Genomic DNA, 24,855 nt, shown 5'->3' with positions numbered 1-24,855 from the left:
GGTGCATTTCGATGAACTGATCGGCCATCTCGGCCAGCACACGGTCGACGGCCTTTCCAAGGGCGCCATCTACGCCCTGATCGCCCTTGGCTACACCCTCGTCTATGGCGTCCTTCGTCTGATCAACTTCGCGCACTCCGAGGTCTTCATGGTCGGCACCTTCGCGGTGCTGATCCTCTGGAACCAGCTCGGGGTGAAAAATAACCCACCGATCGGCCAGGCCATCCTGTTCCTGGTGCTCGGCCTGATCGTCGCGGCGGCCGCGTCGGGTGGCACGGCGCTGGCGCTCGAGCGAGTCGCGTACCGGCCGCTGCGGCGCAAGAACGCGCCGCCGTTGATCTTCCTGATCACCGCGATCGGCCTGTCGCTGGTCTTCGTGGAGCTCTTCGGGCAGGTGCTGCCCAAGCTGCTCGGTGGTGTGCTGCCGGATGTGTTCGGCCGGCCCCGGCAGATCGTCGGTATGCCGACGATCATCCAGCAGGAGACCCTGTTCACCATCGGCAACACGGCGATCACGAACATTCAGCTGATCGTCTTCGTTGCGGCCGTGGCGATGATGGCGGTGCTCGACTGGTTCATCAACCGCACCCGGTACGGCCGGGGTGTGCGGGCGGTGGCCCAGAACCCGGAGACCGCAGCGCTGATGGGCGTCAACCAGGAGCGCGTGATCATGCTGATCTTCGTGCTCGGTGGCATCATGGCCGGCGCCGCCGCGCTGTTGTGGAGCATGCGGTTCGGCTTCACCCAGAACAGCATCGGCTTCGTGCTGGGCCTGAAGGCGTTCACCGCCGCGGTTCTGGGCGGTATCGGCAACCTGCGCGGCGCGCTGCTGGGTGGCCTCTTCCTCGGCATCGTCGAGGTCTACGGCGCCACGCTCTTCGCGTCCAACTGGGAGGACGTCATCGCCTTCGTGGTGCTGATCGTGGTGCTGATGTTCCGGCCCACCGGCCTGTTGGGTGAGTCGCTCGGGAGGGCCCGCGCATGATCGACAAGATTCGTTCCGCAGACCGTCGCCGAGTCGGCATGCTGACCTCGGTCGGCGAACGCTGGCGGGCGCTCACGAAGTGGCAGCAGGCCCTCGGCCTGGCCGCCTTCGTGGCGATCCTCTACTACCTGCCACTGCTTGGCATCCCGGGTCTGACCTGGTTGCGTACCGACTCGATCGCGGGCGGCAACAACTGGGCGGGTGTGCTCTTCGTCTGCGCCATCTACGTGCTGGTCGCCATCGGCCTGAACGTGGTGGTCGGCCTCGCCGGCCTGCTCGACCTGGGCTACATCGGCTTCTTCGCCATCGGGGCGTACAGCGTGGCGCTGTTCGGTTCGGTGAACTCGCCGGTGGTCAAGTGGTTCCAGCAGGAATTCAACCTGCCGCCGACCTGGGCGGTGACCTGGGCGATCTGCCTGTTCATCGCGATCGTGCTGTCGATGCTCTCCGGGGTGTTGCTGGGCTGGCCGACGCTGCGGCTGCGCGGTGACTACCTGGCCATCGTGACGCTCGGCTTCGGGGAGATCATCCGGATCGTGGCCCGCAACGCCACCGGGCTGACCAACGGCCCGGTGGGCATCTCGGCCATCCCCGGCCCGGAGGGCGCGCCGTCGCCGGACAACAAGGTGTTCGGTCTGATCGACGCGAAGCCCTGGTACTGGTTGGCGATCACCTTCGTCCTGCTCATGGTGTTCCTGGTGCGTCGACTGGAGCACAGCCGGGTCGGCCGGGCGTGGCTGGCCGTCCGGGAGGACGAGGACGCCGCCGCGGTGATGGGCGTGTACCCGTTCAAGTTCAAGCTCTGGGCGTTCGCCATCGGTGCGGCGCTCGGCGGCCTGTCCGGCTTCCTGTTCGGCAGCCGGAACGCGTTCATCGACCCGACCCAGTTCAACGCGAACCTGTCCATCCTGTTCGTCGCCATGGTCGTGGTCGGTGGTTCCGGCAACATGATCGGCGTCTCGCTCGGCGCGGTGCTGCTGGCGTACCTGCCCGAGCGGTTCCGCGACTTCGCCGACTACCGGTGGCTGGTCTTCGGCCTGGCCATGGTCCTGGTGATGATCCTGCGTCCGCAGGGCCTGGTCCCGAGCCGGCGGCGTGCCCGTGAGTTGAAGGACCGCGCGGCAGAGGCAGAGGAGGTGCCCGCTCATGTCTGACCAGACCACCAGCACCGCGACGCCGAAGATCCCGACTCAGCCGGGGCCTCGAACGGTGCTGCTCGAAGTCGACGACGTCACGCTCCGCTTCGGCGGGGTGGTCGCCCTCGACAAGATCAATTTCCAGATCTACGAGGGTGAGATCCTCGGCCTCATCGGGCCGAACGGCGCCGGCAAGACCACCAGCTTCAACGTGATGACGGGGGTCTACAAGCCGACCTCGGGGGCGGTCCGGTTCCGCGGCCAGCGGGTGACCGGCCGCAAGCCGCACCAGATCAGCCAACTGGGCATCTCCCGGACGTTCCAGAACATCCGGCTGTTCCCGGAGATGACCGCGCTCGAGAACGTGATGGTCGGCACCGACTCGCGGCACAAGACGAGCGTGCCCGGGGCGCTGTTCCGGCTCTACCGGGTGCGGCCGAAGCCGGAGGAGTTGCCGCAGGTCACCGCCGCGTCCGGGATCGTCCGGACCTGGCAGCAGGTGCGCCTGTCGGCCGCGAAGATCTTCGGTCTGTCCCGGCACATCCTGGAGGAGCGGGCGGCCGAGTCCAAGGCGCTCGAGTTGCTGCGTTTCGTCGGGATCGCCGACCGGGCCAACGACGAGGCGCGCAACCTGCCGTACGGCTACCAGCGCCGACTGGAGATCGCCCGAGCGCTGGCCACCGAGCCGAAGCTGATCTGCCTGGACGAGCCGGCCGCCGGCTTCAACCCGGCGGAGAAGGAGGAGCTCCTCACCCTGATCCGGCAGATTCGTGACAAGGGCCTGACCGTCCTGCTCATCGAGCACGACATGCGGCTGGTCATGGGAGTCACCGACCGGATCGTGGTGCTGGAGTTCGGCCGCAAGATCGCCGAGGGTGCGCCCACGGAGGTCAGCCGCGATCCGAAGGTGATCGCCGCGTACCTGGGGGAGCCCGCCGATGACGCTGCTTGAGCTGGAGAACGTCGCCGTCGCGTACGGCCGGATCGAGGCGCTGCACGGGATCAACCTCACGGTGAACGAGGGCGAGGTGGTGGCCCTGATCGGCGCGAACGGCGCCGGTAAGACCACCACCATGCGGGCCATCTCCGGGACCCGGTCGCTCGCCAGCGGGAAGATCACGTTCAACGGCGAGGACATCAGCAAGCTCCGAGCCGACCTGCGGGTGGTCCGGGGGTTGTGCCAGTCGCCCGAGGGCCGGCAGATCTTCCCGGGCATGACGGTGCTGGAGAACCTGGACATGGGGGCGTACACCCGGCGGGACTCCGCTGGCATCGCCGCCGACCTGGACCGGGTGCTGACCCTCTTCCCGCGGCTGGCCGAGCGGCGCAAGCAGGCCGGTGGCACCCTCTCCGGCGGCGAGCAGCAGATGCTCGCGGTCGGGCGGGCGCTGATGAGCCGACCGAAGCTGCTGCTGCTCGACGAGCCGTCGATGGGCCTGGCCCCGTTGGTGATCCGGCAGATCTTCGACATCATCACGGAGATCAACCAGCAGGGCATGACGATCCTGCTGGTGGAGCAGAACGCCCAGCAGGCGTTGTCGCGGGCACACCGCGGCTACGTGCTGGAGACCGGTCAGATCGTGAAGGAGGGGTCCGGTCAGGACCTGCTGCACGATCCGTCGGTCAAGGAGGCGTACCTCGGCGTGGCCTGAGCCATCCGAGCGGCGGCCGGTCATCCCTGGGCGGGGTGGCCGGTCGCTGGCGTTCCGGTCGGCGGCGGTTTCCGGGCCGGGTCGCCCGGTGCCGCCGGCCAGGGATGTCGGTGCGACGGACTAGAGTCGCTGCCGTGACAGCTACGACACCGCGCCTGCTCCTCGTCGACGGACATTCCATGGCATATCGGGCGTTCTTCGCTCTGCCCGTGGAAAACTTCTCCACCACGACGGGTCAGCCGACCAACGCGGTGTATGGCTTCACCTCGATGCTGATCAACGTGTTGCGCGACGAGCAGCCCACCCACATCGTGGTGGCCTTCGACGTCTCCCGCCACTCCTTCCGCACCGACAAGTACGCGGAGTACAAGGCCGGCCGCAGCGAGACCCCGACCGACTTCAAGGGTCAGGTCAGCCTGGTCAAGGAGGTCCTGGCCGCACTCCAGATCCCGGTCGTGGAGAAGGAGGGCTTCGAGGCCGACGACGTCATCGCCACGCTCGCGTGCCAGGCCCGCGACCAGGGCATGACGGTGCTGATCAGCAGCGGCGACCGCGACGCGTTCCAGCTGGTCGACGACCAGATCACCGTCCTCTACCCGCGTAAGGGCGTCTCCGACCTGGCCCGGATGGACCCGGCGGCGATCGAGGCGAAGTACGGCGTCGTTCCCCAGCAGTACCGGGACCTGGCCGCGCTCGTCGGCGAGACCAGTGACAACCTGCCCGGCATCCCCGGCGTCGGCCCGAAGACCGCCGCCAAGTGGATCACCACGTACGGCGGCGTGGACGGCGTCATCGCCCGCGCCGACGAGATCAAGGGCAAGGCCGGCGACAGCCTGCGGGAGCGGCTCGCCGACGTGATCCGCAACTACGAGATCAACCGCCTGGTCTCCGACCTGGAGCTGCCGCTGCGCCCGGAGGACGCCCGGTGGACCGGTTGGGACCGGGAGGCGGTGCACCAGGTCTTCGACACGCTGGAGTTCCGCATCCTGCGCGACCGCCTCTACCAGTACCTGGAGGCGGTCGAGCCGGAGGCCGAGTCGGGCTTCGACCTCACCGGCGAGGTGCTCACCGAACCCGGTGCGCTGGCCGGCTGGCTGAGCACGCACGCGCCGACCGGCACCCCGGTCGGGTTGGCGGTCAAGCTCGACACCGGCCCCAACCGCCGGCACACCGCCCCGATCACCGGTCTGGCGCTGGCCACCGCCGGCGGTGCGGCGGCCTGGCTCGATCCCGCCGGGCTCGACGCCGCCGACGAGGGCGCCCTGGCCGCCTGGTTGGCCGACGCGCAACGGCCCAAGGTGCTGCACGACAGCAAGCCGGCCGTGCTGGCCTGCGCCGCGCACGGCTGGCAGCTCGCCGGCATCGTCCGCGACACCCAGATCGCCGCGTACCTGGCCCGCCCCGACCAGCGGTCCTACGACCTGACCGACCTGGCGCTGCGCTACCTGCACCGCGAGCTGCGGGTGGACGTCCCGGAGTCCGGTCAGCTCACCCTCGACGGGCTCGGCGACGAGGGCGTGGCCGAGCAGAACCTGATGCTCCAGGCCCGGGCCACCCTCGACCTGGCCGACGCGATCGACGCCGAGTTGTCCCGCGACGGCGAGCAGTCCGCCCGGCTGATGGCCGGGGTGGAGCTGCCGTTGATGCGGGTGCTGGCCAACATGGAGAGCATCGGCATCGCCGCCGACACGCACTACCTGTCCGAGTTGGAGGCGCACTTCGCCGCCGAGGTGAAGGCCGCCGCGCAGGGCGCGTACGAGGCGGTGGGTCGGGAGTTCAACCTCGGTTCGCCCAAGCAGTTGCAGGAGATCCTCTTCACCGAGCTGGGTCTACCGAAGACCAAGAAGATCAAGACCGGTTACACCACCGACGCCGACGCTCTGCAGTGGCTCTACGCGCAGCAGCCGCACCCGGTGCTGGCCCACCTGCTGCGACACCGGGACGTGGCCAAGCTCAAGTCGACAGTCGACGGGCTGCTCAAGTCGGTCTCCGACGACGGCCGGATCCACACCACCTTCAACCAGACGGTGGCGGCCACCGGGCGGCTCTCCTCGACCGAGCCCAACCTGCAGAACATCCCGATCCGCACCGAGGAGGGCCGGCGGATCCGTCGGGCCTTCGTGGTGGGGGAGGGCTACGAGTGTCTGCTCACCGCCGACTACAGCCAGATCGAAATGCGGATCATGGCGCACCTGTCGTCGGACGACGCGCTGATCGAGGCCTTCAACTCGGGCGCCGACTTCCACGCCGCTACCGCTTCGTCGGTCTTCGGGGTGCCGCTCGACGAGGTCACCCCCGACCAGCGCCGCAAGATCAAGGCGATGAACTACGGCCTGGCGTACGGGTTGAGCGCGTTCGGTCTGTCCCAGCAGCTCGGGATCAACACCGACGAGGCGCGTGGGCTGATGGAGAACTACTTCGCCGGTTTCGGCGGAGTGCGCGACTACCTGCACCAGGTCGTCGCCCGGGCCCGCCAGGACGGCTACACCTCCACCATCCTGGGTCGCCGCCGCTACCTGCCCGACCTGGTCAGCGACAACCGGCAGCGCCGCGACATCGCCGAGCGGATGGCCCTCAACGCCCCGATCCAGGGCTCGGCGGCCGACATCATCAAGGTGGCGATGCTGCACGTCGACACCGCGCTCGACGAGGCCGGGCTGCGCTCGCGAATGCTGTTGCAGGTGCACGACGAGCTGGTCTTCGAGGTCGCCCCCGGTGAGCGGGAGGCGTTGGAGGCACTGGTCCGGCGGGAGATGGGTGGGGCGTACCCACTGTCGGTGCCGTTGGAGGTGTCGGTCGGCGAAGGCCGCGACTGGAACAGCGCTGACCACTGAGGTGCTCGCAGGTCGCGGTGGGGGGTCCCGGGGCCTTTCGCCTCGCTCCGGGCGGTTCAGGTACCGCGGCGGGAAAGATCCGCACAACAGCAGGGATGGTGCTGCCTCCCGCACGCCGGAGACAGCACCATCACCGAAGTTGTGCGGATCTTGCTGCGGCGTCAGTGCGGTGGGGACTTGTCACTTCATCGGGTCGTGGCCCCAGTTCATGAGGGACCAGCGCCACCTGGTGTCGCGGACGCTGCCAGAGGGGCGCTGCGCCATGTGTCGGCGTACGTAGCCGACCACCTTGCGCATGTGCTTGTAGTCGCCCTCGGACAGGTCGCCCCGTTTGCGACGGAGCAGGTTGATGATCTTCCGGCCGGATTCGTGTCCGACGGACTCGCCGCCGCCGGCGCGGCCGCCCTTGTGCCAGCCGACCTGCTTCGACTCGTCGGTTTCCAGCCACGTGGACAGCTCACCGGGCTTCATGTTCACCGCGTCGGTGAACTCCCGATAGGTGTCCCGGCCTTCGTTACTTTTGCTCATGACGCAGCGCCTCGGGTCGGTGGGCCACGTCGCGGCCCGTACCGTCACTGCGGACCCGGTACTGCGGGTCATCGGGGGCCGCGTTCACCGCCCGCCCGCGGATCCGCGTCCGCTCGGTGATTGGTTCCTGGACCACGCCGTACGCGCGGCTGCCGTGGGCCGACCAGGAGACATGGTCGCCCTTGTGGAATCGCTGTTCGGCCATAGCTCCGGCTACCCGGCAGCGCCGCGGCGAAACGAGCAGCCGGACTACGGCGTGATCTCGGCGATCGGCAGCTTGATGTCGAAGGGCTCGGCCAGCTCGATCACGTCGGCGCCGTCGGCGACCAGTTCGTACTGTCGCTCACCGCCGGGTCCCACCCGGTCGCCGATCCGGTACGCGTAGACGTGCACCGGGTCCTGCTCGATGCGCCAGTAGAACGGAATGCCGGCAGCAGCGTACTCACCCGGTTTCGCGAACCGGTCAATCCGCCGCGTGCCGGGCGAGACGATCTCCACGGCGAGGACAACATCAGCCGGCCGCAGCGAGGATCGGGAGGAAGCCACGCCGGCCCGCAGCAGCAGCACATCCGGCTGTCGGCTGGTATTGGGACTCAGCCCGACTCCGACAGCCTGAACGACCCGAAGGTCGGCCGGCACGTGTTGCAGTAGCCAGCGCGCTAGTAACAGCGAGATGTCCTGATGGCCCAGGGTGGGGGAGGGTGTCACCTGGATTACTCCGTCGACGAGTTCGACGCGGGGGGCGTCGTCCGGCAGGGCGAGCAGGTCCTCCAGCGTGTAGTCGGCACGCTGCTGCCGCATCGGGTCCGGACACCAGGGGCCAGGTGATGTCGGGATGGGCTCGGCGCTCATGCGGCGAGCCTACCGGCGATCGATGGGACGCAGGTCGGACTACGGGTGCGACGCGCTCAGGCGGCGGGCTTCTCGGTGACGAAGATGGCGGTGCCGGGGAAGAGTCGACCGCGCAACGGGCTCCACTGTCCCCAGAGGCCCTCGTGCCCCTCCGGCCATTCCGGCTCCACCAGGTCCAGCAGCCGGAACCCCGCGCCGACCAGTTCCCGGATCCGGTCGCCGAGGGTGCGGTGCTGCTCGACGTAGGTGGCGACGCCGGACTCGTTCTGTTCCACGTAGGGGGAACGGTCGAAGTACGAGTGCACGGCGGTCAACCCGCCCTCGCCGGGGTCGTCCAGGAAGATCCATCGCATCGGGTGGGTCACCGAGAACACCCACCGCCCGCCGGGGCGCAACACCCGGTGTACCTCGGCGTGCAGGGCTGCCGAGTCGTCCACGAACGGGATGGCGCCGAAGGCGGTGCAGGCGACGTCGATCGACCGGTCGGCGAACGGCAGGGCGAGCGCGTCGGCCTGTACCAGCGGCACGCGTACCCCGGTGCGGTCGGCGGTCTCGGCGGCGTGCCGCAACATGCCGGCGGACAGGTCGAAGGCGACCGGCCGGGCGCCCTGGGTGGCCAGCCAGCGGGCGGCGGCAGCCGCACCGCAGCCGACCTCCAGCACTCGTCGGCCGGGCAGGTCACCGAGCAGCCGGGCGTCGGCCTCGCGCAGGCCCTCCGGGCACCAGACGAAGTCCACGTCGCCGAGGAACGCGCCGTGCTCGGCCTGGTAGTCGTCGGCGTCGGTGTCCCACCAGCCGCGGTTGGCCCGCCGGGCCTCGGCGTCACCCACCCGGCGCCGCGTGACCCGGTTGTCGTCATCCACGCGCTCACGCTAGGCCCCGCCCGCCCGTTGGGTGCGGCGGCGCGTCCACAATCTGTGCGACTCCTCGGGTGGTGCCGCTTGATCGACTCGGTTTCCGTGACGCCGTGGTCTCCGGGCCGTTGGAACCCGCCGGTCTTCAGGAAACCGAGCGATCAAGCTCAGCCGGCGGAGGGCGGCTCCTGGGGCCGATGTGACGCACGAGACAGCAGGGGTGTTTTCCGGGCGATTGTTCGTCTTTCGCAGGTCACCGCACGGAGAGAAGCCGGGAGGGCTTGCACGCTGTGGTAATGCGCACGGTAGGCTAGACGATGCGCTCGCGGATCGCGTTGCCTCGGCAGGGAGCAGGTACGCGGTCGTCGGAGCCACATCATGATCTCACTAGGCGATCGTTCGGTGTGCCCGGCGGCGGATCCGCTGGCGCGAACAGGTCACTGCGACACCAGCCTGCTGTGACAACCCACCGACCGGAGCAACCGCCCACATGACGAGCAGCATCGAGGCCCCCTCGAGCGCCACCCGGGTCACCCACGACGATCTCGGTTCTGAGGAGGCATTCCTCGCCGCGATCGACGAGACCATCAAGTACTTCAACGACGGCGACATTGTCGAAGGCACCGTCGTCAAGGTCGATCGGGACGAGGTCCTGCTCGACATCGGCTACAAGACCGAGGGTGTCATCCCCTCTCGGGAGTTGTCGATCAAGCACGACGTGGACCCCGCCGAGGTTGTGACGGTTGGCGACCACATCGAAGCCCTGGTCCTCCAGAAGGAGGACAAGGAGGGTCGTCTGATCCTCTCCAAGAAGCGGGCGCAGTACGAGCGGGCCTGGGGCACGATCGAGAAGATCAAGGACGAGGACGGCGTCGTCCGCGGTTCGGTCATCGAGGTGGTCAAGGGCGGCCTCATCCTCGACATCGGGCTGCGCGGCTTCCTGCCCGCGTCCCTGGTCGAGATGCGTCGTGTGCGCGACCTGCAGCCGTACGTCGGGCGGGAGCTCGAGGCCAAGATCATCGAGCTGGACAAGAACCGCAACAACGTGGTCCTGTCCCGCCGGGCCTGGCTGGAGCAGACGCAGTCCGAGGTGCGCACCGAGTTCCTCAACAAGCTGCAGAAGGGCCAGGTCCGCAAGGGCGTCGTGTCCTCGATCGTCAACTTCGGCGCCTTCGTCGACCTTGGCGGCGTCGACGGTCTGGTGCACGTCTCCGAGCTGTCCTGGAAGCACATCGACCACCCGTCCGAGGTTGTCGAGGTGGGCCAGGAGGTCGAGGTCGAGGTCCTGGACGTCGACCTGGACCGCGAGCGCGTCTCGCTGTCGCTGAAGGCGACCCAGGAGGACCCGTGGCGGCAGTTCGCCCGCACCCACGCGATCCAGCAGATCGTGCCGGGTAAGGTCACCAAGCTGGTCCCGTTCGGTGCGTTCGTCCGCGTGGACGACGGCATCGAGGGCCTGGTCCACATCTCCGAGCTGGCCGAGCGCCACGTGGAGATCCCGGAGCAGGTCGTCCAGGTCGGCTCCGAGGTCATGGTCAAGGTCATCGACATCGACCTGGAGCGCCGCCGGATCTCGCTGTCGCTCAAGCAGGCCAACGAGGGCTTCGTCGAGGGCGAGGAGCACTTCGACCCGACCCTCTACGGCATGGCCGCGACGTACGACACCGAGGGCAACTACATCTACCCGGACGGCTTCGACCCGGAGACGGGCGAGTGGCTCGAGGGGTACGACAAGCAGCGCGAGACCTGGGAGAACCAGTACGCCGAGGCTCGTGTGCGCTGGGAGGCCCACACCAAGCAGGTGCAGACCTCTCGGGCTGCCGACGCCGAGGCTGCCGCCAACCCGACTCCGGTCGTCCCGGCCGCAGGCGGCGGCGGTGGCGGTGGCACCACCTCCTCGTCCAGCCCGGCCCCGAGCCGGCAGGCCGAGGAGCCGGCCGGCACGCTGGCCACCGACGAGGCGCTCGCCGCGCTGCGGGAGAAGCTCGCCGGCGGTAAGTGACCCGCTGAACGACTGAACGACGACGGGCCCCGTCCCCGCGATCTCCGGATCGTCGGGGGCGGGGCCTTCGCCGTACCCCGGGCGGCTGCTGCCGGCCGGGCACGATCGTGCGCGACGGGGGCCTCCGGGCGACCACGACACCACACCAACAAGAAGCAAGCACGATCTGGCCGGGCCGGTGGGTGGCTGCGCTGCCGGGTCGGCGGGGCAGGGTCGTGGCGGGTTTGGCGGCAGGGCTGGTGATCCGGTTGACTGGTCTGGTGCTGAGGGTGGGGTTGACCGGCGGAATCGGGTCGGGCAAGAGCGCGGTGGCGGCGCGGCTCGTCGAGCGGGGTGCGGTGCTCATCGACGCCGACCGGGTGGCCCGGGAGGTCGTCGCACCGGGAAGCGTTGGGCTGGCCGAGATCGTCGCCGCCTTCTCCGACGCGGTGCTGGACGCCGATGGCGCGCTGGACCGTGCCGCACTGGGCGCTGTGGTGTTCGCCGACGAGACCGCACGCCGTCGGCTGGAGTCGATCACCCATCCTCGGGTCCGGGCCCGCACCGCCGAGTTGGCCGCCGCGGCACCACCCGACGCGATCGTCGTCAACGACGTACCACTGCTGGTCGAGGTGGGCCTCGCGCCCACGTACCACCTGGTGATCGTGGTGCAGACGACCGTGACGACCCGACTGGAACGGCTGGTGCGCGACCGGGGGATGGGTCGCGCGGAGGCCGAGCGGCGGATCGCCGCGCAGACCGACGACGCCCGCCGCGGGGCGGCTGCCGACGTGGTGCTCGACAATGACGGAAGCCTGGCGGCGTTGCACGACGCCGTCGACGCGCTCTGGCGGGAACGGCTGCGGCCCTACGAGGACAACCTGCGTCAGCGGCGGGTGGTCCCGCCGGGCGGGCACGATTCGGTGGGGACCGACGCGAGCTGGCCCGAGCAGTACGCGCGGCTGGCCGCCAGGATTCGGCACACTCTGGGCTCGGACGCCCTGCGCATCGATCACATCGGCTCGACAGCGGTGCCCGGCCTCGCCGCCCAGGACGTCGTCGACGTGCAGGTGGCCGTGTCCAGCCTCGCCGACGCCGACGGGGCGCTGGCCGACCGGCTGGCGAACGCCGGGTTCCCGCGGATGCCGGGGCAGTGGTGGGACGATCCCCGCCCGGCCGGCAGCGGTCGGTGGGAGAAGCGGCTGCACGGCAGCGCGGACCCGGCTCGTCCGGTTCGCCTGCACCTGCGGCTGAAGGGGTCGCCAGGCTGGCGGTACGCGTTGCTGATGCGCGACTACCTGCGTGCCGACCCGGATCAACGGGCGGCGTACCTGCAACTCAAGCGCGACCTGGTCGATGCGGCGCCGGCCCCCGGCGACTCCGGCACGGCCCGGGACCCGTGGTTCGACGAGGAGTACCTGCGGGCCGAGCAGTGGGCGGCGCAGACCGGCTGGCGGCCCTGAGCGCACCGCTCAGCGGGCACCGGGCCGAGTGGTGGAGGGACGAGGTTTCGCCGCCGGCCGGGGCACCGGGGCAAGTCGGGGCACCGCGGCGGGGTGGAGATCCAGTTGGGCCCACACGTTGCCGCTGGTGTGCAGCTCCAGCCGCCGCAGCGACCCGTCGCGGTCGATCCAGTAGCGCAGCCGCGCGGCGGCCGGGCCCACCTCGACGACGTCCACTGTCCGTCCGGCGGTGACGTCCTCGCGTACCCGCACGGCCGCGCCGCGTGGCCCGACCGACCCGGCGGCCACCGCGGCGTCGACGAGCAGGCCCACGTCGTCCCCGACGGCTCGGGAGACCCGCCAGGCGCCGGCCGGGGGCGGCAGGGGTGGCCGGCCCGGTGCCTCCGCCGTGCCGCCACCAGCGGCCGCCGCCGCCAGGTCCGTCCGGGCCAGACCAGCGGCGTCGCGTCGCAGCAGGGTCCGGCGATCCGGTACGCCCAGGTCGGCAACCGCGAGGTACGCGGTACGCGTGGTCCAGCTCAACCAGCCGGCGCCCCGCAGGTTCGTGTCCGTGCCCGTCGGCGCGGTGAGCGTGACCGCCGCACCACCCTGGGCGCGTAGCCGGGTCGGCAGCCGGTCCAGTCGACGCTGTTCGGCGTCGCTCAGCGTGCGGGGGAGGCCGGGCCGGCCGCCGAGGGCGTCCACCGGTCGGAGGGTCGGCCGGTCCGCCCGGTGGAGAGTCACAGTGACCGGGCCGACGCCGGGCAACCGGGTGACGAGCTTGTGCAGCCGAGCGTCCTGGTCGAGCCAGTACCGGGTCTGCCCGTCCTGGTCGGTGCCCGTCGACCCGGCACCCGGAACCTGAGCCGTGGTGCTGCCGGCCGTGGTGCCGCCTGCCGTGGTGCTGCCTGCCGTGGTGCTGCTTGTGGGCGGTGTCCCGGCGAGCAGCGGGGCCTGGAGAACGTCCACCGGGCCGCCCGCCAAGGTGTCCCGGGCGATCCAGCGCGCGGCGCCACCCGGCGCCGCCGGGGCCGCGTCCGGGCGGTCGGCCGCGAGACCGAGGAGCAGGTCGAGCACCGGCGCCAGGCTCGCCCCGGGCGTCAGGCGGTGCAGCCGCCAACGATCCGTCGGAGGCACCAGCGGAGGTGCGGCGGGGGTGGGCACCGCCGCCGGGTCGGGCCGGATCACCAGCACCGATCCGGCCCTCTGCACCAGCCCGCGTTCGGCACCCGCTCCGGGCCCGCCCACGTCGACGTAGAGCAGGGACCGCGACCAGTCCACCCAACCCACCAGCTCGATCCGGGCCGCGGCGACGCCGGCGGTGACGCGGACCCCGGCGCGCAGATCCCGCAGGTTGGTGACCCGCAGCGCGGCCAGCCGCTCGCCCTCGGCGAGCGTCAGCGGCCGGGCGGGCTCGGGTGGGTCGGGCGCCCAGCTCAGCAACCCGAGCACCAACGCCGTCGCGGACGTCACCGCGGTCAGACCGAGCAACATCAACACGGTGCGTCGTCGTCGTTGGCGGCGGCTGGCCAGGCCCGGACCGGCGGTGTCGGTCGTGTCTGCGGCTGAGTCGGCGGTGTCGTCGGGCCGGGTGGTCGTCGGGGTCTGGTCGGGGCCGTGGCCGGTGGCGCTTCGGCGGCCGGCGGTGGGTCGGGCGGCGGTGGGCTGGGCAGCGGTGGGCTGGACGGTGGTGGGCTGGGCGGCGGTGGGCTGGACGGTGACGGGTCGGCTGGCGGTGGACCCGCTCGCGGTGGACCCGCTCGCGGTCGATCGGAGGGCCGCGGTGGCGCCGGCCGAGCCGGTGCGGTGCCGTCCGGTGTCGAGACGTCCGGCGGGCGGGGTGCCGGGCTTCCCTGCCGCGGAGGTGCTCTGCCGGCCGGTGCCGTCGGGTCGGGGCGTGGCCGCGGAGGTGCTCCGCCGGCCGGTGCCGTCCGCTCGGGGCGTGGCCGTGGGGCTGGTGGTGTCGGGCGGCGGGGTCGCAGAGGTGTCCACGGATGTGAAACGGGCGGGGAGGCGCCGGGGTGACGAGCAGGGGCGCTCGCGGCGGCCGGTCTGCGCCTCGAGCGCGACCACACGGGTGCGCACGCCGGACGAGCCGGGTGCTGCGACCGCAGTGCCGGGGGCGGCCGGCCGTGATGACGGCCTGGCCACCGGCCCGGTCGGCCGCCGCGAGCGGCCTACATGGAGAGGGTAGTCCCGGTGACATGGGCCACACAATGGGGATATTGAAGCTGATCACGTACCTGGTGTGACGGCCTTTCCTGTCGGACCTCCGGCGTACCGTTGATGACATGGCGCTCGACATTCCCCGGCTCGACAACCGCTTCCAGGTCGTCAGTGACTTCCAGCCCGCCGGCGACCAACCGGCGGCCATCGACGATCTTGAGCGCCGGGTGCGGCGCGGCGACCGCAACACCGTGCTGCTCGGCGCGACCGGCACCGGCAAGAGCGCCACCACGGCGTGGTTGATCGAGCGGTTGCAGCGCCCGACCCTGGTGCTCGCCCCGAACAAGACACTCTGCGCGCAGCTGGCCAAGGAGTTCAGCGAGCTGCTGCCGCACAATGCCGTCGAATACTTCGTCTCGTACTACGACTACTACCAGCCCGAGGCCTACATCCCGCAGACCGACACCTACATCGAGAAGGACTCCTCGATCAACGAGGAGGTCGAGCGGCTGCGGCACTCGGCGACGATGTCGCTGCTCACCCGCCGCGACGTGATCGTGGTGGCGACCGTCTCGGCGATCTACGGCCTGGGCACTCCGGAGGAATACCTCAACCGGGCGGTCCGGGTGCAGGTCGGCCAGGAGCTCGACCGCGACCAGTTGCTGCGCCGGCTTGTCGACATCCAGTACACCCGCAACGACATGGCCTTCCAGCGCGGCACCTTCCGGGTCCGCGGCGACACCCTGGAGATCATCCCGGCGTACGAGGAGCTGGCGATCCGGATCGAGCTGTTCGGCGACGAGGTGGAGAAGCTCTACTACCTCAACCCGTTGACCGGTGACGTGGTCCGCGAGGTCGACCAGCTGGTGATCTTCCCCGCCACGCACTACGCGGCCGGTCCGGAGCGGATGGAGCGGGCGATCGGTGACATCGAGGTGGAGCTGGCCGAGCGGCTGGCCGAGCTGGAGCGGCAGGGCAAGCTGCTGGAGGCGCAGCGGCTGCGCATGCGTACCACCTACGACATCGAGATGATGCGTCAGGTGGGCTTCTGCTCCGGCATCGAGAACTACTCGATGCACATGGACGGGCGGCTGCCCGGCAGCCCGCCGCACGCCCTGCTCGACTACTTCCCCGACGACTTCCTCACCGTTGTCGACGAGTCACACGTGACCATCCCGCAGATCGGCGGCATGTACGAGGGCGACGCGTCCCGTAAGCGGATGCTCATCGACCACGGCTTCCGGCTGCCCAGCGCGGCCGACAACCGGCCGTTGCGCTTCGACGAGTTCCTGGAGCGGGTCGGCCAGCTGGTCTACCTCTCCGCGACTCCCGGCACGTGGGAGATGGAGCAGGCCCAGGGCGAGTTCGTCGAGCAGGTCATCCGGCCCACCGGGCTGGTCGACCCGCAGGTCGTGATCAAGCCGACCAAGGGTCAGATCGACGACCTGATGCACGAGATCAAACTGCGGACCGATCGTGACGAGCGGGTCCTGGTCACCACCCTGACCAAGAAGATGGCCGAGGACCTGTCCGACTACCTCCTGGAAAACGGCATCCGGGTGCGCTACCTGCACTCGGAGGTCGACACGTTGCGCCGGGTGGAGCTGCTGCGCGAGCTGCGCAAGGGCGACTACGACGTGCTGGTCGGCATCAACCTGCTCCGCGAGGGTCTGGACCTGCCCGAGGTGTCGCTGGTGGCGATCCTCGACGCCGACAAGGAGGGCTTCCTGCGCAGCGGGCGCTCGCTGATCCAGACCATCGGGCGGGCCGCCCGAAACGTCTCCGGTCAGGTGCACATGTACGCCGACAAGATCACCCCGTCGATGGCGACGGCGATCGACGAGACTGATCGGCGTCGGGCCAAGCAGGTCGCGCACAACGAGGCGCACGGGATCAGCCCGGAGCCGCTGCGCAAGAAGATCCACGACATCCTGGACGACATCTACCGCGAGGCGGAGGACACCGAAAACTCCCGGGTCGGCGGCGCGGTGCGTCAGCTCTCCCGGGGCAAGGCGCCGGTCAAGGAGACCCGCAGCCGGAGCCGGAGCACCGCCACGACCACCTCACGGGAGGGGATGGCCCGCGCCGACCTCGCCCAGCTCATCCAGGAACTCAGCGACCAGATGCTGGCCGCCGCCCGCGAGTTGCAGTTCGAGCTGGCGGCCCGGATCCGTGACGAGGTCTCCGACCTGAAGAAGGAGCTGCGCGGCATGGACGCCGCCGGCGTGAAGTGACGACCAGCGGCTGGGCGTGACCTGCGCTCCGCTGGGGGCACGGCCGACCAGGGCGGGCGAAGGGCGGGCGAGGGTGACGGCGGTGACACCGGTCGGGGAGATGGTGGTCGGGCTGCCCGAGGTCAGCCTGCGCCCGTTCGTCGACCGGTACGTCGGCTACCGGGAACAGGCGGACCTCCCACTGGTCCGCCGGGAGTCGGCGGGCGTCTTCGTGGTGCTGATCCTGGGCTGGGGTGCTCCGCTGGACGTGACCGACCCGCGCAGCGCGGAGCGCGGGGCCAGCGGGGTCGACTCGTTCGTGGCCGGCACCTTCGACGGCTGGTGCGCCACGCGCACGATGGGTGTGGGGGAGGGCGTCGAGTTGCTGCTCGCCCCACTGACCGCCCGCCGGCTCCTCGGCCTGCCGCTCGGTGAGCTGACCAATCGTGCCGTGGGCGTTGGGCAGCTCCCGGGCCGTTGGCTGGATCGGCTGCGGGGCCAGCTCGCCGAGGCGGCGGCCTGGCCGGAGCGGTTCGCCCTGCTCGACAGGGTGCTCGCCGGCCGCCTGGCGGCGTCGCCGCCCGTGGACGCCCGGCTCGACTGGGCGTGGCGGTGGCTGGTGGCCAGCGGTGGCCAGGAGGGCGTCGGTGTGCTCGCCGACGAGCTGGGCTGGAGCCGGCGGCACCTCGCATCCCGGTTCCGGCAGGAGATCGGGCTGCCACCCAAGATGGTCGCCCGGTTGCTGCGCTTCCAGCACGCGTGCACGGCGCTGAGCGACGTGGGGCCGAACGCCGTGATCGGGCCGGGTGCCAGACCGCCGTCCGGCGCTGGCCAATCCGCAGCCGGCGCGGACCCGTCCGGCCCGGGACCGTCCGGGGCGGCGGCATCCAGCAGGGGGCAGGCCGTCGACTGGGCGGCGGTGGCGGCGCGATGCGGTTACTACGACCAGTCCCACCTGATCCGGGACTTTCACCAGTTCGCGGGGGCGACTCCGGCCGCGCTGCTCGCGGCCCGGTCGACGCCGGCCGGCTGACGTACCGCCCGGTCGCTGGACGACCCGCCGAGGTCACATTCGTCCAATCCGGCTCCAATCCGCCGACGGCAGAATGTGGTCATGCGAACCCTCTACCCTGTCTTCCGTTACCCCGATCCCCGCGCCGCGATCGACTGGCTCTGCTCCGCCTTCGGTTTCCAGGTGCACGCCGTGCACGAAGCACCGGACGGTACGGTCGCGCACGCCGAACTCGTCCTCGACAGCGGCATGATCATGCTGGGCGGTCGGGCCGACGCGACGTCCAGGCCGGCCCACGACGACTGGTCGGTGTACGTGGCCGTGCCGGACGTCGACGCCCACTGCGCCCAGGCCCGCGCGGCCGGGGCCGAGATCACCCAGGAACCGTTCGACACCGACTACGGCTCCCGTGACTACGCCGCCCGTGACCTGGCCGGCAACGTCTGGGCCTTCGGCACCTACCGGCCCTGAACCGCGGCACCCGGACCCGGACTCAGCCCGCGCTGGCGAAGGATCGGTGCGCGGCACACCGCTCGCCCGGGCCCGCAGGGGACTTCTCGGCCTCGCCTCGCAGCCGACGCTGGAACCCGCCAGTCCGGTCGCCCACCGCGCCGAATGACCTGATTGCGGTGAGCGAGCGAGCTATTGCACTGGGTGATCGTCCTGCGTACGCTCCCTCGATGGGGAGGCCGGGATGCCGCTGCCAACGAGTCCTGTCATTCGACGTGCACGTCTCGGCGCTGAGTTGCGCCAGCTGCGTCGGCGCGAGGCGCTGACCCTGGAGCAGGTCTGCGACCGGCTGGGCTGGGCCTCGACGTCGAAGCTGTCCCGCATCGAGCTGGGTCAGAGTCGTCCGGACCTCGCGGACGTGCTCGATCTGCTGGACATCTACAAGGTGCCCACTCCTACCCGGGACGCGCTGATCGTGATCGCTCGCGACGCGGCGACCAGCCGGGGTTGGTGGAAGACGCTCGGCGAGATGAGCGAACGACAGCGCACCTACGCCGAGTTGGAGGCGGGCGCGGCCGACATCGTCGAGTACCAGCCGACGGTCGTGCCGGGGCTGCTCCAGACACCCGCGTACACCCGGGTGCTGGTGGAGGCCGGCGCGCAGTTCACACCGGAGCTCGATGTGGAGGCCGAGGTGCGCGCCCGTACGCTGCGGCAGGAGGTGTTGCGGCGCGCCTATCCGCCGCGTTACACGGCGGTGCTCGCCGCGGCGGTCTGCGATCGAGGCGACCTGCCGGAAGCGGTGTGGCGTGAGCAGTTGCGGCACCTGGTCACCGTGACCGGGTTGTCCCATGTCACGGTGCGGCTGCTGCCACGTGGGGCGGCCGGTGGTGGGCTGCACCCGCTCACGCCGTACTCCTGCTATGCCTTTCCCGACCCGGCGGACCCGCGGACGGTGATGATCGAGGCGTTGACCACCGACGTCCGGTTGGCCACCGTGCTCGATGTCGGCCGCTACGAGCGGATGACCGAGGCGTTGCTGGTGGCTGCGCTGTCACCGGAGGAGACGGTCACCGCGCTGGCCCGTCGCGCCGGCGAGTAGCGGGCGGTTGGCGCGCAGGGTGGCACGCCGCGCGGCCACCGTGCCCGGCGCCCCCGAGCCCGTCGGGACCGGCGGCCGGCGCGTGCGCAGAGCACGGTAACCGCGGGGTACGACAGATTCGCTCAGGCCGGTACGTCGAGGAAGTGCTCGACCGAGGGCGGCCCGGCGAAGTGTGGCCCGATCAACGCCCGCCACTGCTCGAACCGCTCGGTGGCCCGGAAGTTCTGCTCGTGCGCCTCGACCGAGTCCCATTCGACAAGCAGCACGAAGCGCGTCGGAGACTCGATGCCCCGGGTCATCCGGACGGACCGGCAGCCGGTCGCCCCGGCGAGCACTGGGTGACCCTCGGCGTACGCGGCGGCGAACGCGTCCTCGTGTCCGGGCAGTACGTCGATCAGCGCGACCTCAAGCACCATGTCGGAAGCCTCCCACGACGGGCGGTGGCGGCCCTGGGTGGGGGTGTGCTCCGCCGTCGACGTGGTCCCGGGCCGCAGGTGTTCTGCGACACCGGTTGCCCGGGGTGTGATCACGGGGCGTGGTGGGCAACAATGGTCACCGAGGAGGGGAGTATTCCCCCGCAACGGAGTCGTCAGCACGGTCGACCGTCGGAACCACGGCGGCCCGACCCGGCCCCGTAGGTCGCCACCCCTGGTGCAGGGGCGGCGGCGGAAGAGACCTCCGACAGTCACCAGAGTGAGCGACAGCGGCACGCCGGCCCCAGCGGGGGCGTACGGTGTGCCCGACGCCGCGTGTCTGCCGGAGGAATGAACGTTGGACGTGTCCGGATTGGTGTGGGCGGGGACGCTTGTCGCACTGACTGCGGTCCTGCTCGTCGACCTGTTGATCATCGGTCGGCGCCCGCACGAGCCGAGTGTGCGGGAGTCGAGCCTCTGGGTCGCCTTCTACGTCGGGCTTGCCCTGCTCTTCGGGGCGGGTGTCTGGTTGACCGCCGGCGCCAGCCCGGCCGGGCAGTTCTACACCGGCTGGCTCACCGAGTACAGCCTCTCGGTCGACAACCTCTTCGTCTTTGTGATCATCATGGCCCGCTTCGGGGTGCCCCGGCAGTACCAGCAGAAGGTGCTGCTCGTCGGCATCGTGCTGGCGCTGGTGATGCGCGGTGGATTCATCGCCGCCGGTGCGGCGCTGATCTCGCAGTTCTCCTGGGTCTTCTACATCTTCGGCGCGTTCCTGATCTACACCGCGGTCAACCTGGCCCGGCAGGGTGAGCCGGACGAGGACGAGTTCTCCGAGAACCTGCTGATCCGGTGGAGCCGCAAGGCGCTGCCGATCTCCAAGGAGTACGACGGCGCGAAGCTCACCACCCACGCGGCCGGCAAGCGGTTGTTCACCCCGATGCTGATCGTGATGATCGCGATCGGCACCACCGACCTGATCTTCGCCCTGGACTCGATCCCGGCGATCTTCGGCATCACCCAGGAGCCCTACCTGGTCTTCACCGCGAACGTCTTCGCGCTGATGGGCCTTCGTCAGCTCTACTTCCTGCTCGGTGGCCTGCTCGACCGCCTGATCTACCTGAGCTACGGCCTGGCCGTCGTGCTCGGCTTCATCGGGGTCAAGCTGGTGCTGGAGGCGTTGGCCGACAACAATCTGCCGTTCATCAACGGTGGTGAGCACGTTGGCTGGGCGCCGCACATCCCGATCTGGCTGTCGCTGCTGGTGATCATTGGCACGCTGGGCGTCGCCACCGCCGCCAGCCTGATCAAGTCCGCCCGGGACCGACGCCGCGAGTTGGCCGACGCCCGACGCTGACCGGGCACCGGCCGGGTGCCCCGAGGCGCCCGGCCGGTCAGACCCGGTGCGCGCCGACCAGCGTGGCGGTCCGATCGGCCGGCAGCGGCTCCTCGATGACCCGCCGCCGCCGGTAGCAGGCGTGCAGCATCCGCCGCTCGCCGCCGTTCCCGGGTGGGGCGGTGACGATGCCGATGTGGTGGATCTTGCGGCCGGGCCGGGCGAAGAAGTAGAGATCACCGGGGCGTTCCGCCCCCAACGCCAGCGGGGTGGTGGCGACGGCCTGGTCGTCGGCGTCGCGCGGTAGCAGCACCCCGAACCGTCGCCAGGCCAGGTGCACGAGGCCGGAGCAGTCGATGCCGTGCGCGGAGAGACCACCCCAGATGTAGACGACGTCCAGCAGTCGCTGTGCCACCGCGAGCGCCTGCTCGGCGTTCGGTGACGCCGCCGATGCCGGGACCAGGTGGCTGTCGGGCAGCCAGAGCGGCGCGGCCTGCCCCGGGGCGTGCACCGGCCGCCAGCCGTCGCGGGCGGGCCCGGCCGGGACCAGGCGGGTGCCGACGACGACGCCGGGCAACACCACCGGACCGCCCGGGGTGGCGTGCAGCCCGGTGACCGTGGCGTCCACCACCAGCGGGCGGTCGGTGCCGGTGGCCGGGTCGACAACTGCCAGTTGGTCGGCGGGGAGCCAGCCCGGGTAGCCGCGTGGGTCCAGCTTGGCGGCTGGCTGCTCGACGGCGACGACCCGGGCCCAGCCGTCCGGTCGTAACTCGCTGACGAGGACCCGCTCGCCGAGCAGGAGTTGGCTCAGCACACAGTCGCCGACCTGCTGCTCGGTGCTGAGACCGGAGACCCAGGCCGGGATGTCGGCGCCGGCGGTCAGCGCCGGGCGATCGACCGGCCGGATCGCCTCGGGCGAGGTCCACAGTGTTGCCACAGCGACTCGAACGACGGCCTCGCGGCCCGGTTGCAGCTCCACGTCAACCCCCAGATCGAGTCGGTCGGTTGTCCAGGGAAACCCTATGAAAGAAACCAACACTCATCAAGCATGGGCCTGCACCTTTGCTTCAGTCAGCCCGGAAATGCCCAGGCCAGGGGCGTTCGGCAGCACCACGGTCGCCCCGTCGTAGCGTATCCCGCCCTGCACCGGCGACCAGGCCAGCCACCAGGCGGCATCCAGGTCGGCGACCGCTGTGGTGCCGTACGCGGCGACCAGGCTCGCCGCCGCCCCGATGCCGACCTGACTCTCCATCATCGAACCGACCACCGTGCCGAGCCCGTGGGCGGTGGCCAGTTCGAGGAGGGTACGCGCCGGGTGCAGCCCGCCACACTTGGCCAGCTTGACGTTGACCAGGTCGGCGGCCCGACGGCGGATCACCTCCACCAGGTCACGGACCCCGAAGACCGCCTCGTCGGCCAGGATCGGCACTGACACCCGGTCGCTCACCCAGGCCAGCCCGTCCAGGTCCCAGCGGGCCACCGGCTGCTCGACCAACTCCACGTCGAGCCCGGCGTCCTCGATGCCACGAATCACCCGGACCGCCTCCCGGGGTGTCCAGCCCTGGTTGGCGTCGAGCCGGATCTTGACCCCGGGGCCGACGGCCGCGCGGACGGCGCGTACCCGGTCCAGGTCGGTGCTCGCATCGGTGCCGACCTTCAACTTGAGCACGCCGAACCCGTCGGCCTGCCGCTGCCGCGCCGCCGCCGCCAGGTCCACCGCGTCGCCCGCCGCCAGGGTGACGTCCGTCGGCACCCGCAGCGTGGTGCCCCCGAGCAACCGCACCAGGGGTACGCCCAGCCGCCGGGCGGCGAGGTCGTGCAGGGCGACGTCCACCGCCGCCTTTGCCGCCTCGTTGCCCGCCACGGCGCGCTGCACCTCGGCGCAACGGGTCACCAGGTCGTCCGGGTCACGACCGATCAACCGCGGACCGAGCATTTCACGTACGCAGGCCCGTGCGCCGGCGACCGACGCACCGGTAACCTGCCAGACCTGGGGCGCCTCGCCGAAGCCGGACCGACCGTCGGTGTCAACCAGCTCGACGACAAGCGTGTCCACTGTGGTGGTACGCCGCAGCGCGGTGACGAACGGGGTGTGTAGGGGGGCGGAAACCCGGTGGGTGCGTACCTCCGAGATCGTCATGTCAGGCACCCTATACGCAGGCACGCGGCAGGATGGGGGAGCGGATGACCGGGCAGGGCTGGGAGCTGGTGGGCGCACCGAACGCGCGTGAGCTGGGCGGGCTGGTCGGCGCCGACGGCCGGCGGGTTCGCGTGGGGCAGCTGATCCGGACTCCGGCGCTGGGACGGCTGACCGACGAGGACCTGCCGGTGCTCGCGAAGCTGGGGCCGGCGTGCGTGCTGGATCTGCGCGCCCCCGCGGAGATCGCGGTCGCCCCGACGGATCGGCTGGCCGGCGAGCCACGGGTGGTGTGCCTCCCGGTGCACGACCCGGAGCACCCGGTCTTCACGTACGTATCGGCGGTGCTGCTGGGCCACGACCTGGACGCGTACGCGGAGTTGGCCCGGCAGGGCACCGCGGGGGCGATGGCCGCCATCTACCGGTGGTTCGTCACCGGGGAGTCGGCTCGGGTCGGCTTCGCCGAGGCGGTACGGCTCGCCGCGCAGCCGGAGAACCTGCCGTTGGTCTACCACTGCTCCGCGGGCAAGGACCGCACCGGTTGGCTCACCGTCATCCTGTTGACGGCGCTCGGGGTGGACGAGGCGGCGGTCCGCGCCGACTACCTGCGCAACAACGAGCTCACCGAGAGCCTGCGCGTGGTGATCGTCGAGGCGATGCGACGGCGGCAGCCGGAGCTGGACGTCGACGCGGTGCTGCCGGTGTTGGAAGTCCGCGCCGAGTACCTCGACGCCGCCTACGACGAGGTGCGCCGGGTGCACGGGTCGTTCGACGCGTACCTGCGCGACGGACTCGGGCTCACCAACGAGACCCTCGGCGCGTTGCGGGAGCGGTTGCTGGAGTGACCGGCGCGCCCGCCACCCCGGGTCTCCGGTGCGTGCGGCGGGTACGGGGTCAGAGCTGGTGGCGTGCGGCCCAGACCTGCGCGGAGAGGTGCGCTATCAGCAGGCAGGCGTCGGCCTCGGTCTCGTCGTCGTCGTTGCCGTCGGTCGGTTCGGTGGTGGTGCAGACGGCGATCAGGTACGGCGGGGCGTCGGCGGGCAGCACCACGCCGGCGCAGTGGCGCACACCGCGTACCCAACCGCTCTTGTGCGCGATGCGGGTGCCCTCGGGCAGGCCGGCGGCCAGGTCCTCCCGGTGCTCCTGGGCGAGCAGGACGTCCAGCATGGCCGAGCAGGCCGCCGGCGAGGCGAGCCGGCCCGGGGCGCTGGCCCCGGTGGCCAGCGCGCCGAGCAGGGCGGCCAGGTCGGCGGCGGTGACCGTGTTGGTGATGCCGGCCGCGCGGGCGGCGAAGTCCTCGATGCCCCGACCCGTCACGCTGGCACGGGCGCCGACCAGCGCCCACACCTCGGCCACCGCGGGCAGCCCGACGTGCCCGATGACCAGGTTGGTGGCCAGATTGCTGGAGCGCACGATCATCCGCTCGGCCAGCCAGCGCAGCGGCGCCGAGCCGCCCAGCCGGTCCCAGACCGCGTCATCGTTGTCGTAGGGCTGCGCGCAGGAGAACCGGGGTGCACCGGACTGGGCGGAGTCGAACTCGTTGACCACGGCGACCGGGGCGTCCAGGTCCAGCGTGCCCGCCTCGGCGGCCCGGTGCAGCGCGGCGAGCACCGCCACCTTCATGGTGCTCGCCGCGTAGTGGGCGACGTCCGGGTGGCGGGTCCAGGTCGGCGGCGCGTCGAGCCGTCCCACGTACGCCGAGACGGTGCCGGGCACCCCGTCCAGGTGGGCGTCGAGATCATCCCAGGTCATGCCGGTGACC

Annotated in this window: 21 protein-coding genes and 1 pseudogene; 13 read left to right on the top strand and 9 right to left on the bottom strand. The window is 70.9% G+C overall.

The window, feature by feature from the left end:
- Position 1 precedes the first annotated feature (1 nt).
- The 5 genes from ABZU25_RS27605 (at position 2) to polA (ending at position 6,607) form a co-directional block, all read left to right on the top strand.
- Complete coding sequence (locus tag ABZU25_RS27605; protein ID WP_355032274.1) at positions 2–985, top strand: branched-chain amino acid ABC transporter permease; 984 nt, start codon at positions 2–4, stop codon at positions 983–985.
- Positions 982–2,139 carry a branched-chain amino acid ABC transporter permease gene (locus ABZU25_RS27600; RefSeq protein ID WP_355032273.1) on the top strand — a complete coding sequence of 386 codons (1,158 nt, stop codon included), beginning with the start codon at positions 982–984 and terminating at the stop codon, positions 2,137–2,139. The genes ABZU25_RS27605 and ABZU25_RS27600 overlap by 4 nt, the downstream gene beginning before the upstream one ends.
- Positions 2,132–3,073 carry an ABC transporter ATP-binding protein gene (locus tag ABZU25_RS27595; RefSeq protein ID WP_355032272.1) on the top strand — a complete coding sequence of 314 codons (942 nt, stop codon included), beginning with the start codon at positions 2,132–2,134 and terminating at the stop codon, positions 3,071–3,073. The genes ABZU25_RS27600 and ABZU25_RS27595 overlap by 8 nt, the downstream gene beginning before the upstream one ends.
- Positions 3,060–3,773 (top strand): ABC transporter ATP-binding protein, encoded by a 714-nt coding sequence (locus tag ABZU25_RS27590; RefSeq protein WP_355032271.1) that lies wholly within the window; start codon positions 3,060–3,062, stop codon positions 3,771–3,773. Before ABZU25_RS27595 ends, ABZU25_RS27590 begins: the two co-directional genes overlap by 14 nt.
- 134 nt (positions 3,774–3,907) lie before the next feature.
- Positions 3,908–6,607 (top strand): DNA polymerase I, encoded by a 2,700-nt coding sequence (gene polA, locus ABZU25_RS27585; protein WP_355032270.1) that lies wholly within the window; start codon positions 3,908–3,910, stop codon positions 6,605–6,607.
- Between the two features lie 189 nt (positions 6,608–6,796).
- Here the strand turns inward: polA and ABZU25_RS27580 are convergent.
- From ABZU25_RS27580 to ABZU25_RS27565, 4 genes and pseudogenes are all read right to left on the bottom strand, one after another.
- A pseudogene (locus ABZU25_RS27580) lies at positions 6,797–7,135 on the bottom strand (DUF3140 domain-containing protein); the annotation flags it as partial.
- Positions 7,122–7,340 carry a DUF2945 domain-containing protein gene (locus tag ABZU25_RS27575; RefSeq protein ID WP_355032269.1) on the bottom strand — a complete coding sequence of 73 codons (219 nt, stop codon included), beginning with the start codon at positions 7,338–7,340 and terminating at the stop codon, positions 7,122–7,124. The pseudogene ABZU25_RS27580 and the gene ABZU25_RS27575, both read right to left, overlap by 14 nt.
- Positions 7,341–7,384: 44 nt before the next feature.
- Positions 7,385–7,987 (bottom strand): Uma2 family endonuclease, encoded by a 603-nt coding sequence (locus ABZU25_RS27570; protein ID WP_355032268.1) that lies wholly within the window; start codon positions 7,985–7,987, stop codon positions 7,385–7,387.
- 56 nt (positions 7,988–8,043) lie between these two features.
- The gene (locus ABZU25_RS27565) at positions 8,044–8,850 is read right to left on the bottom strand and encodes a class I SAM-dependent methyltransferase (protein ID WP_355032267.1); all 807 of its coding nucleotides are present in this window, start codon (positions 8,848–8,850) and stop codon (positions 8,044–8,046) included.
- A 481-nt stretch (positions 8,851–9,331) separates the two neighbouring features.
- Between ABZU25_RS27565 and rpsA the strand changes: the two genes are divergently transcribed.
- Together rpsA and coaE are read left to right on the top strand one after the other, a co-directional pair.
- Complete coding sequence (gene rpsA / locus ABZU25_RS27560; protein WP_272612601.1) at positions 9,332–10,843, top strand: 30S ribosomal protein S1; 1,512 nt, start codon at positions 9,332–9,334, stop codon at positions 10,841–10,843.
- Between the two features lie 260 nt (positions 10,844–11,103).
- The gene (gene coaE, locus ABZU25_RS27555; RefSeq protein ID WP_355032286.1) at positions 11,104–12,285 is read left to right on the top strand and encodes a dephospho-CoA kinase; all 1,182 of its coding nucleotides are present in this window, start codon (positions 11,104–11,106) and stop codon (positions 12,283–12,285) included.
- Positions 12,286–12,294: 9 nt separating this feature from the next.
- Here the strand turns inward: coaE and ABZU25_RS27550 are convergent, their stop codons facing one another.
- Positions 12,295–14,256, bottom strand: coding sequence for a hypothetical protein (locus ABZU25_RS27550; RefSeq protein ID WP_355032266.1), 1,962 nt, complete (start codon positions 14,254–14,256; stop codon positions 12,295–12,297).
- Between the two features lie 299 nt (positions 14,257–14,555).
- On the opposite strand from ABZU25_RS27550, the gene uvrB reads away from it, so the two are divergent.
- The 4 genes from uvrB (at position 14,556) to ABZU25_RS27530 (ending at position 19,207) form a co-directional block, all read left to right on the top strand.
- Positions 14,556–16,664, top strand: a complete 2,109-nt coding sequence (gene uvrB, locus ABZU25_RS27545; protein ID WP_355032265.1) for an excinuclease ABC subunit UvrB — start codon at positions 14,556–14,558, stop codon at positions 16,662–16,664.
- An 82-nt stretch (positions 16,665–16,746) separates the two neighbouring features.
- The gene (locus ABZU25_RS27540; RefSeq protein WP_355032264.1) at positions 16,747–17,676 is read left to right on the top strand and encodes a helix-turn-helix domain-containing protein; all 930 of its coding nucleotides are present in this window, start codon (positions 16,747–16,749) and stop codon (positions 17,674–17,676) included.
- Between the two features lie 81 nt (positions 17,677–17,757).
- Positions 17,758–18,126 carry a VOC family protein gene (locus ABZU25_RS27535; RefSeq protein WP_355032263.1) on the top strand — a complete coding sequence of 123 codons (369 nt, stop codon included), beginning with the start codon at positions 17,758–17,760 and terminating at the stop codon, positions 18,124–18,126.
- Positions 18,127–18,349: 223 nt separating this feature from the next.
- Positions 18,350–19,207 carry a helix-turn-helix transcriptional regulator gene (locus ABZU25_RS27530; protein ID WP_355032262.1) on the top strand — a complete coding sequence of 286 codons (858 nt, stop codon included), beginning with the start codon at positions 18,350–18,352 and terminating at the stop codon, positions 19,205–19,207.
- A 122-nt stretch (positions 19,208–19,329) separates the two neighbouring features.
- Here ABZU25_RS27530 and ABZU25_RS27525 read toward each other — a convergent pair whose 3' ends face one another.
- Positions 19,330–19,623, bottom strand: a complete 294-nt coding sequence (locus ABZU25_RS27525; protein WP_355032261.1) for an antibiotic biosynthesis monooxygenase family protein — start codon at positions 19,621–19,623, stop codon at positions 19,330–19,332.
- 355 nt (positions 19,624–19,978) lie between these two features.
- On the opposite strand from ABZU25_RS27525, the gene ABZU25_RS27520 reads away from it, so the two are divergent.
- The gene (locus tag ABZU25_RS27520) at positions 19,979–20,977 is read left to right on the top strand and encodes a TerC family protein (RefSeq protein ID WP_355032260.1); all 999 of its coding nucleotides are present in this window, start codon (positions 19,979–19,981) and stop codon (positions 20,975–20,977) included.
- Positions 20,978–21,014: 37 nt separating this feature from the next.
- Here ABZU25_RS27520 and ABZU25_RS27515 read toward each other — a convergent pair whose 3' ends face one another.
- Both ABZU25_RS27515 and ABZU25_RS27510 read right to left on the bottom strand, forming a co-directional pair.
- Complete coding sequence (locus ABZU25_RS27515) at positions 21,015–21,893, bottom strand: NlpC/P60 family protein (protein ID WP_355032259.1); 879 nt, start codon at positions 21,891–21,893, stop codon at positions 21,015–21,017.
- Between the two features lie 105 nt (positions 21,894–21,998).
- Positions 21,999–23,096 carry a dipeptide epimerase gene (locus ABZU25_RS27510; RefSeq protein ID WP_355032258.1) on the bottom strand — a complete coding sequence of 366 codons (1,098 nt, stop codon included), beginning with the start codon at positions 23,094–23,096 and terminating at the stop codon, positions 21,999–22,001.
- A gap of 44 nt (positions 23,097–23,140) precedes the next feature.
- Here ABZU25_RS27510 and ABZU25_RS27505 point away from each other — a divergent pair, with 44 nt between their 5' ends.
- Positions 23,141–23,938, top strand: coding sequence for a tyrosine-protein phosphatase (locus tag ABZU25_RS27505; RefSeq protein ID WP_355032285.1), 798 nt, complete (start codon positions 23,141–23,143; stop codon positions 23,936–23,938).
- Positions 23,939–23,987: 49 nt separating this feature from the next.
- Here ABZU25_RS27505 and ABZU25_RS27500 read toward each other — a convergent pair whose 3' ends face one another.
- Entirely contained in the window at positions 23,988–24,845 is an 858-nt protein-coding gene (locus ABZU25_RS27500; RefSeq protein WP_355032257.1) for a serine hydrolase, read from the bottom strand.
- Positions 24,846–24,855 lie beyond the last annotated feature (10 nt).

It is taken from the genome of Micromonospora sp. NPDC005215 (assembly GCF_040607915.1).
Lineage (GTDB): Bacteria > Actinomycetota > Actinomycetes > Mycobacteriales > Micromonosporaceae > Micromonospora.
This window is presented reverse-complemented; position numbering and strand designations above follow the sequence as displayed.